Source organism: Peterkaempfera griseoplana, from assembly GCF_001418575.1.
In the GTDB taxonomy this organism is placed as follows: Bacteria; Actinomycetota; Actinomycetes; order Streptomycetales; family Streptomycetaceae; genus Peterkaempfera; species Peterkaempfera griseoplana.
Genome location: NZ_LIQR01000287.1, coordinates 1 through 9622, shown reverse-complemented (window position 1 = coordinate 9622; position 9622 = coordinate 1). Strand labels below are relative to the sequence as shown.

Annotated in this window: 11 protein-coding genes; 8 read left to right on the top strand and 3 right to left on the bottom strand. The window is 74.7% G+C overall.

All coding sequences use genetic code 11. The features are described 5' to 3' along the window. The 3 genes from AOK09_RS21285 to AOK09_RS21275 form a co-directional block, all read left to right on the top strand. Window positions 1-652: rod shape-determining protein (locus AOK09_RS21285; protein ID WP_175609329.1), on the top strand; the 652-nt coding region annotated here is incomplete at its 5' end. Window positions 653-740: 88 nt separating this feature from the next. Then, window positions 741-1178 carry a phage holin family protein gene (locus tag AOK09_RS21280; protein ID WP_055588815.1) on the top strand — a complete coding sequence of 146 codons (438 nt, stop codon included), beginning with the start codon at window positions 741-743 and terminating at the stop codon, window positions 1176-1178. Continuing rightward, window positions 1154-1612: a DUF3618 domain-containing protein gene (locus AOK09_RS21275; RefSeq protein WP_055588814.1), complete on the top strand. Its 459-nt coding sequence runs from the start codon at window positions 1154-1156 to the stop codon at window positions 1610-1612. Before AOK09_RS21280 ends, AOK09_RS21275 begins: the two co-directional genes overlap by 25 nt. Window positions 1613-1778: 166 nt before the next feature. Here AOK09_RS21275 and AOK09_RS21270 read toward each other — a convergent pair whose 3' ends face one another. Together AOK09_RS21270 and AOK09_RS21265 are read right to left on the bottom strand one after the other, a co-directional pair. Continuing rightward, entirely contained in the window at window positions 1779-2471 is a 693-nt protein-coding gene (locus AOK09_RS21270) for an RraA family protein (protein WP_055588813.1), read from the bottom strand. 113 nt (window positions 2472-2584) lie between these two features. Beyond that, window positions 2585-3070, bottom strand: coding sequence for a YcxB family protein (locus tag AOK09_RS21265; RefSeq protein ID WP_055588812.1), 486 nt, complete (start codon window positions 3068-3070; stop codon window positions 2585-2587). Between the two features lie 271 nt (window positions 3071-3341). Between AOK09_RS21265 and AOK09_RS21260 the strand changes: the two genes are divergently transcribed. From AOK09_RS21260 to AOK09_RS21240, 5 genes are all read left to right on the top strand, one after another. Continuing rightward, window positions 3342-3752 carry a RidA family protein gene (locus tag AOK09_RS21260; protein ID WP_055588811.1) on the top strand — a complete coding sequence of 137 codons (411 nt, stop codon included), beginning with the start codon at window positions 3342-3344 and terminating at the stop codon, window positions 3750-3752. Window positions 3753-4089: 337 nt separating this feature from the next. After that, window positions 4090-4593, top strand: coding sequence for a SigE family RNA polymerase sigma factor (locus AOK09_RS21255; RefSeq protein WP_055588810.1), 504 nt, complete (start codon window positions 4090-4092; stop codon window positions 4591-4593). A 4-nt stretch (window positions 4594-4597) separates the two neighbouring features. After that, window positions 4598-4942 (top strand): hypothetical protein, encoded by a 345-nt coding sequence (locus tag AOK09_RS41140; protein WP_055588809.1) that lies wholly within the window; start codon window positions 4598-4600, stop codon window positions 4940-4942. 269 nt (window positions 4943-5211) lie between these two features. After that, complete coding sequence (locus AOK09_RS21245) at window positions 5212-6558, top strand: hemolysin family protein (RefSeq protein ID WP_055588808.1); 1347 nt, start codon at window positions 5212-5214, stop codon at window positions 6556-6558. After that, entirely contained in the window at window positions 6555-7604 is a 1050-nt protein-coding gene (locus AOK09_RS21240) for a hemolysin family protein (RefSeq protein WP_055588807.1), read from the top strand. The genes AOK09_RS21245 and AOK09_RS21240 overlap by 4 nt, the downstream gene beginning before the upstream one ends. A gap of 66 nt (window positions 7605-7670) precedes the next feature. Here the strand turns inward: AOK09_RS21240 and AOK09_RS21235 are convergent, their stop codons facing one another. Further along, window positions 7671-9620: an AAA family ATPase gene (locus AOK09_RS21235; protein ID WP_063796025.1), complete on the bottom strand. Its 1950-nt coding sequence runs from the start codon at window positions 9618-9620 to the stop codon at window positions 7671-7673. Window positions 9621-9622: the final 2 nt, after the last annotated feature.

Here is a 9622-nt window from a genome sequence, read left to right as displayed (position 1 = left end):
CCGCCAGGTGGGGGTGGGCCGGGTGCGGATGCTGCCCAAGCCGGTGGCCGCCGCCGTGGGCGCGGGACTGCCGGTTCAGGAGGCCACCGGCAGCCTGGTCGTCGATGTGGGCGCCGGCACCACCGAGATCGCGGTGCTGTGCCTGGGCGGGGTGGTCGCCGCCCGGTCGGTGCCGGTCTCCGGCGACGCGCTGGACAGCGCCATCCGTACGCATCTGCGCAAGCGCCACCAGCTGGACATCGGCCGGCACACCGCCGAGAAGCTCAAGACCGGGCTGGCCGAGGCCGAGGCGAACGGCCGCCCGCTGTCGGTACGCGGGATGGACACCGCCACCGGGATGCCGGTGACGCTCTCCCTGGAGACCGGCGAGGTCAGGGCCGCGATGCGGGACCCGCTGGAGCGGATCGTGGCGGCGGTGGGCGCGGTGCTCGACCGCTGCCCGCCGGAGCTGTACCGGGACATCCTGGACCAGGGGGTGACCCTGACCGGTGAGGGTGCCCAGCTGGACGGCCTGGACCTGCTGATCCAGAAGGCGACCGGCACCCCCGTGTGGATCGCCCCCGAACCCGGCACCGCCGCCGTGCGCGGCGCGGGCCGCTGCGCCGAGGAGCGCTCCCTGCGGAGTCTGCTGGAGACCGTCCCGGACCGCTGACCCGGCCTGCCGGGGTTTGCCGCGAGGCTCACGGGAAACCCGGCGCAGAGGGGGAGGACGACCATGCCGAGGGTGAAGGAGGCCCACCATGGCGGGATCCCAGGTGTACGAACCGATCGTCGACCGGCGCTCGGCCGCGCGTGACGGCGACCAGGCCTCGGTGGGCGAACTGGTCGGCGAGGTGGGACGGGACCTGTCGCTGCTGATGCGCCAGGAGATGACCCTGGCCCGGATGGAGATGAAGGAAGAGGCCACCAAGGCCGGCAAGGGCGCGGGCATGCTCGGCGGCGCCGGGTACGCCGGCCATCTGCTGCTGCTGTTCGGCAGTCTCGCCGGGGTCTTCGGGCTGGCGCACCTGATGGACATCGCATGGGCGGCCCTGGTGGTGGCCGGGGTGTGGGCGGTGATCGCCGGAGTGCTGGCAGTGCTCGGGCGCCGCAAGCTGCACGCCGTCAGTCCCAGGCCGCAGCACACCGTGGAGACGTTGAAGGAGGACGCCAAGTGGGCGCGACACCCGAGGAGCTGAGGCACGAGATCGAGGACACCCGCCGCCATCTGTCGGAGACGGTGGACCGGCTCGCCGACAAGGTCTCCCCCGGCCGTGCGGCACACCGCCGGGCCGAGCACACCAGGCAGCGGCTCGGCGGGGTCCGGAGTTCGGTGGCGGACACCGCGCAGCACACCGCGTACCGGGTCAGGGACGCGGCGCACCTGCCGGGCCGGTCAGCCGGCCGTACGGCAGCGGTGGACGGCCACCCGACCGGTCCGACGTCCACCCTGCAGCCGGTGACCGAGCCGGGCAGCCCCGGCCGGCACCTGCGCGGCCGCGCACCGCTGGCCGCCGGGGTGCTGGCGGTCTGCACCGGCGCCGCCGCCGGGGCGGTGCTGCTGCGGGGCAGGCACCATCCGCAGCCGAAGCAGCCGGGCTGGGCGGCCGTCGTCCACCGGCTCCACCACTGACTGGACGTACGGCCCGCGGGGCCGGGCGGCACCGGACACCGGTGCGGCCCGGCCCCGCTGGCGCTGTCCCTCCCCGGACGCCCCGACCGGGCCTGCCGCGCCGGGGCCCGCGGTCACCCACTCCTGGCCGGGCGGGCCATAGCGACGCCGCCTGCCGCCACCGTGGTCACTCCTCGATCGCTCCGCCGATCCGCCGCAGGTGCTGCCGGAAGCTGTACGAGGGGTCGGCCGCGCGGCGGGCCAGAAAGTCGTCGAAGGCCGTCTGGCTGCGCAGGGTCTCGCCGGAGCGGATCCGGCGGGCCTGCTCCCGCTCCGTCTCCTGGATCCGGTGCGCCACCGCCAGCACCTCCTCGATGTGCGCGGCGGCGACGAACAGCAGCCCGTCCCCGTCTCCGAGGACGATGTCGTCCGCGGTCACCAGATGCGGTCCGAAGCGCGCGCTGACCAGTGCCTCCGGCTCGCGCTCGTCCAGCCGTACCGGGCCGGGCGGGTAGCAGCCGTAGCTGAACACGGGCAGGCCGATCTCCAGCAGTTCGGCGCTGTCGCGGTGCAGCCCCCACACCGCCAGGCCGGCCAGCCCCGCCGAACCGGCCTCCAGCACCGCCAGGTCGCCGACGCAGGCCTCGTCGGTGCGGCCGCCGTTGTCGACCACCAGGACGTCACCCGGCTCGGCCCGGCCGAACGCCTCCAGGAAGACGTCCACACTGCCGTAGTGCCGGGCGGGCAGCGCCCGTCCGGCGATCCGCTGCCCGGGCACCACGGAGGTGACTCCGGCCGGGGCGGCGCGCAGCGGGACGCCGGTGCGCAGGCAGGCGTCGGCCACCAGCGGGGTGGACAGTTCGGCGAAAGCGCTCAGCATGCTCTTCTCTCCCTATGTGCGGCCAGGTGTCCGCGGATGCCGGTCAACCGCCCGGAGGGGAGCCGCGGCCCGGCCCGGCGTCCCGCGCGGCGGTCACCCCGGCTGGTGGTCCGTCAGGCGAACGGGCGGTACCAGGGCCGCTTCCGAGGGGGCAGCCGGCGGGCGAAGAACTCCGCCAGCTCCCGCTGCCCACCGTCGTCGAAGACCCGCTTCGGCAGGAAGCCCGACACTCCGTTGGTCTGCTGCAGGTACCAGAATCCGGCGCGCTCGCTGACCTGCCGGTACGCCTGCCAGCCGACCTCGGCCTGGCTCACGGCGGTGTGCAGGGAGTAGCTCTCCTCGGTGACCCGCACCGTCCACGGCTCGGCGAACAGTACGGCGGACCTGCGGGCCGTCAGACGGACGACCACTCCCTCGGTGGCGACCAGCAGGCCGAGGCTCACACAGAGGAGCAGGGGGGAGCCGTCGAGCAGGAGGACGGCCAGTCCGAGGACCGCCAGCAGGGGTGTGGTCAGCAGCAGGCGGTGTATCAGCGCGGAGTTGCGCACGGCGCTGCGGAACTCCGCGGCGGTCAGCTGGAAGGTGGCGGTCAGGTCCATGCGGGCGGTCGTCTCCTGGTGGCGGGCGCGGCCGCGCCAGCGTACCGATCACGCGGTCGCCCGCGCACCGGGAAACCGCCCTCTCCTTCGACGGTGAGGCACCGTCGTGGTGCCATCCGGCGCAGTCGCCTCACGGCCGGCCTCCGCGGGCAGTCACTGCGTGGCGGGCCGGCGAGGAGTGGGCCGGCGAGGAATAAGGGGAGGCGGGAGACGCCGCGACGTTGGCAGGATGCCTGGGTTTCCGTGTCCGACGTGAAAGGACCTGACGACCGTGTCTCGTGCCATCACCCTGATCCGCTCGGCCTCCCTCTCCGACGTCGCCGAGTACGCATACGCGGCCACGGCACCCGCCGAGTCACGCCTGATCTTCCTCGCCGGGGCGTGCCCGTTGAACGACGACGGCTCCACAGCGGCGACCGGGGACTACGCGGGCCAGGCGGCGAAAGCCGTCGAGAACATGCAGGCTGCCCTCGCTGCCTCCGGCGCGTCGCTTCAGGACGTCATCAGTACCAGGGTCCTTGTCGCGTCGGCCCGGCGGGAGGATCTGGTGGCTGCCTGGGAGGTGGTCCGGGACTCCTTCGGCGATCACGACGTCCCCAGCACCTTGATGGGCGTCACCGTGCTCGGCTACCAGGACCAGCTTGTCGAGATCGAGGCCGTCGCCGCCGTACTCGACTCCTGAGGCGCGCTGATGCCCTGACCGCCTGTCGGTCGACCGGGGTGGACGGCACGACGACCGGCTTCAGTGCCGAAGGACACCGCCCTCGCGGGCCCGGCGGGTCTCGCCGCCGCCGGTCCGCGCGCCCGGTGCCCCGGGTGCGTGGCACCGGCGTGCCGCCGACGGCCCGGACGCCGCCCGGGGTCCCCGCGGTCCGCTGCGCGGCCGGGCGCCGCACGGCCCGGTTTCGCACAGGCAATCGATGTGATCCGTGCCACATCGGGCAACCCGAAGGGAATACCGACCGGTTCAGCGCGCATGGGAGTACCCGACAGGCGGCGGCGAACGGCACGAGGACGGTATGGCGGGGAGCAGTTGGACGGAGTTCGAGGAGTTCGTGGCCCTGTGCGGGCCCCGGCTGCTGCGCTCGGCCTGGCTGCTCACCGGCGACCGCTACCTCGCCGAGGACCTGCTGCAGACGGCCCTGGCCCGGACCTGGCCCCGCTGGCGGCGGATCGCCGACGAGCATCCCGAGGCGTACGTCCGGCGGACCATGGTGCATGTGCACGCCTCCTGGTGGCGGCGGCGCTGGCGGGGCGAAGTGCCGCACGAACGGCTCCCGGAGACGCCGGGGCCGGACGACCGCTACGGGGAGGTCGACCTGGAGCGCACCGTGCAGGCCGCACTGCGCCGGCTGCCGCCGCGGCAGCGGGCCGTGGTGGTGCTGCGCTATCTGGAGGACCGCACGGTGGAGGAGACCGCCGCCCTGCTCGGCTGCTCCACCGGAACGGTCAAGAGCCAGGCGGCGAAGGCGCTGCGCACCCTGCGCGACCGGCTGCCCGACGGCGTCGGGGTGGCGGGGTGAGGCCGTGACCGGGAAGCCCCCCGAGGAGGGCCGGGAGCAGGAGATCGCCGCGCTGCGGTCGGCCCTGCTGGCGGCCGTGCCCACCGATCTGCAGGCCCCGCCGGACCGGATGCGGCGGGTCCGCGGCAGGGTCCGCCGCGCCCGCGGGCTGCGTGCGGCCGCGGCCGCGGTGCCGCTGCTGGCGCTGGCCGCCGTCCTGGCGCCGCACCCGGGCGGTGGCGCCGCGGACGGCACCACCCTGGCCGTGGTGGGCATCCAGCCCGCGGCGGGCCGGGCGCAGGCCGTCGCCGCCGCGCGGACGCTGCGCGACCTGGTGGACGCGCACGCCGCCGCCGCGCACGGACGCTGAGCCGCCCCCAGGGCCGTTTTCCCGGCCGCCGACCCGTCGTCTACGCTGGTAAAGGCAGGGCAAACCCCTGCCGTCAGTCATCAGGACGCGCCCGGCACCGGTGTGCCGCCCGACAGGGAGGCCGCGTCCCCACCGCGACCAGAGGAGTGACACCTCCCCTCGATGGACGACCCGTCCGGTAGTACGAACGCCGTCCCGCCCCCGCCGGAACCCTCGGACCCGCCGGATCTCCCGGACCCGGCCGCGGTCCCCCGCGGAGAGGCGGCACGGTGACCACCGCCTGGCTGCTGCTGGCAGCCGCCCTTGTCCTGATCGTCGCCAACGGCCTCTTCGTGGCCGCCGAGTTCTCCCTGGTCACCGTCGAGCGCAGCGCCGTCGAGCGCGCCGCGGCATCCGGCGACCGCAAGGCGGCCGGCGTGGCCAAGGCGCTGCGCAGGCTCTCCTTCGAACTCTCCGGCGCCCAGCTCGGCATCACCGTCACCTCGCTGGTGGTGGGCATGCTCGCCGAGCCCGCGCTCTCGGTGCTGCTCCGCCCCGTCCTCACCGCCGTCGGCGTGCCCGAGTCGGCCGCCGGCGGGGTGGCGGTGGTGGTGGGCATCGTGGCGGCGACGGTGCTGCAGATGGTGATCGGCGAGCTGGTGCCCAAGAACTGGGCGATCGCCCAGCCGATGCGGGTCGCCCGAGCCGTGGTCGGCCCCCACCGGGCCTTCTCCGTCGCCTGCGGCCCGCTGATCAGCTTCCTCAACGGCTCCGCGGACCGCGCCGTGCGGGCCCTCGGCATCGAACCCGCCGAGGAGCTCGCCCACGCCCGCACCCCCGGCGAACTGGTGGCACTCGCCCAGCACTCGGCGAAGGCCGGTGCGATAGAGGAGGAGACCGCGGACCTCTTCGTCCGCTCACTGGGCCTGGCCGGGCTCACCGCGCAGAGCGTGATGACGCCCCGGGTGGACGTCTCCGCCCTGCAGAGCGACGCCACCGCCGCGGACGTGCTCAATCTGACCCGCGCCACCGGCCTCTCCCGCTTCCCCGTCTACGCCGACAGTCTCGACGAGGTCACCGGCATGGTCACCCTCAAGGAGGCCCTCGGGGTCCCCGCCGACCGGCGGACCATCACCGGCGTCGCCCGGATCGCCGTGCCGCCGCTGCTGGTCCCCGAGACCCTCCCCGCCGAGCGGCTGCTGGAACTGCTGCGGCGGGGCCAGCCCATGGCCGTGGTCGTCGACGAGTACGGCGGCACCGCGGGCGTCGTCACCCTGGAGGACATCATCGAGGAGATGGTCGGCGAGGTGCTCGACGAGCACGACCCCGCCGACACCCCCGACCTGCTCGCCCTGCCCCCGGTGGACTCCATGCCGGTGTGGGAGGCCGACGGACGCACCCGCGTCGACCAGCTGGAGGCCGTCGGACTGCATGCGCCGGACGGCCCCTACGAGACCCTGGGCGGCCTGGTCGCGGACCTGCTGGGACGGATCCCGGTCCCCGGCGACACCGCCGAACTCCCCGGCTGGCGGCTGACGGTGCTCGGCACCGACCGCCGCCGCACCTCCAGGGTGCGGCTGGAGCGCACCGGGCGGCTGCCCGGTGACCCCCGCGGACACGGGGAGCGGGCCCGATGACCGTCCTGCAGATCCTCGCCGCACTGCTGCTGCTCCTGGGCAACGGCTTCTTCGTCGGCGCCGAGTTCGCGGTGATCTCGGTACGCCGCAGCCAGATCGAACCGCTGGCCGCGGCGGGCAACCGCCGTGCCCGCACGGTCCTGCACGCCCTGGAGAACGTCTCCGCGATGCTGGCCGCGGCCCAGCTCGGCATCACCGTCTGCTCGCTGCTGCTGGGCGCCCTCGCCGAGCCCACCGTGGCCGGCCTGCTGCACGTGCCCTTCCACGCGCTGGGCGTGCCCGCCGGGGCGACCCATCTGGCGTCCTATGTGATCGCGCTGGTCCTCGTGGTCTTCCTGCACATGGTGGTCGGCGAGATGGTCCCCAAGAACATCGCGCTGGCGGGTCCCGAGAAGGCCGCCCTGTGGCTCGGCCCGCCCCTGGACCGGCTGGCCCGGCTGCTCGCCCCGGTGATCGCCTTCCTCAACGCCTTCGCCAACCTGGTGCTGAAGGCCTTCCGGGTGGAGACCAGGGACGAGGTGGAGTCGGTGTTCACCAGTGAGCAGCTGGCCCACCTGCTGGAGGACTCCCGGGAGGCCGGACTGCTCGAACCCGGCGAGCAGGAGCGGCTGGAGGACGCCCTGGAACTGGGCCGCCGCCCGGTCACCGACGTGCTGCTGCCCACGCCCAGGCTGATCACGGTGGACGCCTCGGCCACCCCCGCCCGGGTCGAGGAGCTGGCCGCCGCCACCGGGTACTCCCGGTTCCCGATCACCGGCGGCGACGGTGCCTTTCTGGGCTATCTCCATGTGAAGGACGTGCTGGACCTGGAGGACCGCCGCGCGCCGGTGCCGCCGCAGATCTGGCGCCGGATGCCCGCGGTGCGCAACCGCACCCCGCTGGACGACGCGCTGGGCGCGATGCGGCGCGCCGCCGCGCACCTGGCCACGGTGGTCGACCGGGACGGCCGCACCCTGGGCCTGGTCACCCTGGAGGACGTCCTGGAGGAGCTGGTGGGTGAGGTCCACGACCCCGACCACCGCCGGCCCACCACCGCCCGCGGCTAGACACCGGTCCGCCCTGCGCGGTCCCCGGGACCGCGCAGGGCTCCGGTGACACCGGCGGTCCCGGGGTCAGCCGCGGCCGTCGATGAGTTCGCCGTAGGCCTGCACCAGGTCGGGCAGCCGCAGCGTCGCCAGGTCCTCCCGGGTCGGCGGGACGGACAGCACGGAGAGCCGCAGATCGCGGTAGGCGCAGGACTTCTCGTACAGGGTGCGGATGAAGCGCCCGTTGCCCAGTTCGTCGATCCAGCCCTCGCCCACCACATGGGCGCAGATGGAGCGCAGCTCCTCCAGGGCGTCCTCGTCCCAGGCGTCGCCGTCGCGGTCGGCCAGCGCCTGCCCTATGTCGGTCAGCTCGCCCGGGCGGTAGCTGGGGAAGTCGACCCGGGTGGTGAAGCGGGAGGCGAGACCGGGGTTGGCGGCGAGCAGCCGGTTCATCCCCTCCGGGTAGCCGGCCAGTATCACCACCAGCCGGTCACGGTTGTCCTCGGCCCGCTTCAGCAGCACCTGCAGCGCCTCGTCGCCGTAGGCGTCGCCCTTGCTGTAGCCGGAGTTGGCCAGCGAGTACGCCTCGTCGATGAAGAGCACCCCGTCCAGCGCGGAGTCGATCAGCTCATTGGCCTTGACCGCGGTCTGCCCCAGGAACTCGCCCACCAGGTCGGCCCGTTGGGCCTCCACCAGATGGTCTCCGGAGAGCAGCCCCAGGGCGTAGAAGACCCGGCCGAGGATCCTGGCCACCGTGGTCTTGCCGGTGCCGGACGGGCCGGAGAAGACGAAGTGCCGCTTGGGCGGCTGCACCGGAAGGCCCTGGCCGGTGCGCAGCCGGGCCATCCGCAGCTGCGCGGAGAGCGCCAGCACCTGCCGTTTCACCGGCTCCATGCCGACCATCCGGTCGAGTTCGGCCAGCGCCGCGTCCAGCTGCTCCCGGTCGGGCCCCGGGGCCTGGCCGACCGGTCCCGCCGGAAGCGGCTGTACCGGCAGCACCACCCGGTCCCGCAGGAGGCCCTCGGGCGGTCCGCCGGCCGGCTCCGCGCCGTCGGCGGCGGCCGCCGCCACCGGGTCGGCGGTCCCGGGGTCCGCCGGTTCGGCGTCCGCGGCCGGCCCCTCCGGCTCGGCCCCCGGGTCCATTGCCGTACCGGGGCCGCCGCTCGCGCCCGGGGCTCCGGTACCGGGCAGCCGGCCCGTCCCGGCGTCGGCGGAGCCCGGGGCGCCCTCCAGTTCGGCCTGCAGCAGCTCCGGGTCGACCCCGTCCTCGGACATGATCGCGGCCAGCCGGGCCGCGGTGTCCATGAACGCCGGGTCCGCCCGGTGCACGGCGCGGTAGAGCGGCAGCGCCGCCGCGCTGCGTCCGGCGCCCTCGTAGGCCCGGGCCAGCCAGTAGCGCAGCTCCTTGCGCTGCGGCTGCTCGGAGCGGCAGCGCGCCAGGGAGGCCGACAGCGGGGCCTCCGCCTGCGCGCACATGTCCAGCCGCACCCGGGCCATGCCGCTGAAGAGGCCGGCCTCGATGCCCAGCAGGGGGTCGTCCAGCAGCCCGTCGGTGTCGCGTATCAGCTGCTCCCAGTCCTTGACCAGATAGGAGCGGCAGGCCTGCAGGAACCGCACCGAGGGGTCCTCGTCGGCGGGCGGGCAGAGGGTGATCGCCCGGTCCAGCTCGGTGAGGTGGCGTCCGTCCAGCCAGTGGGAGGCGTGAGCCAGGGCCAGGTCGCGGCCGTCCTCCAGGACGGGCTGCACCCACCAGCCCAGCCAGTACCAGGAGCTCAGCGGCCGGCGGTGGCGGCGGCGCTGCTCACCGAAGCGGTCCCGGTGGCGGTGCATCGCCAGCAGGGCCCCGGAGGTGTCGGAGCGCAGGGCGTGCAGTCCGAGCCAGGCGTCCGCCATCCCGGGGTCCAGCCGTACGGCCGTCCGGAACTCCTCCTCGGCGCGGGGATACGCCCCCGCGGTGTAAGCGTCCATGGCCCGCAGCCATGCCCGGTCGGCGAGCCCTGCCGGACCCGCCCCCCCGGAGTCCTCGACCGTCCCCACGT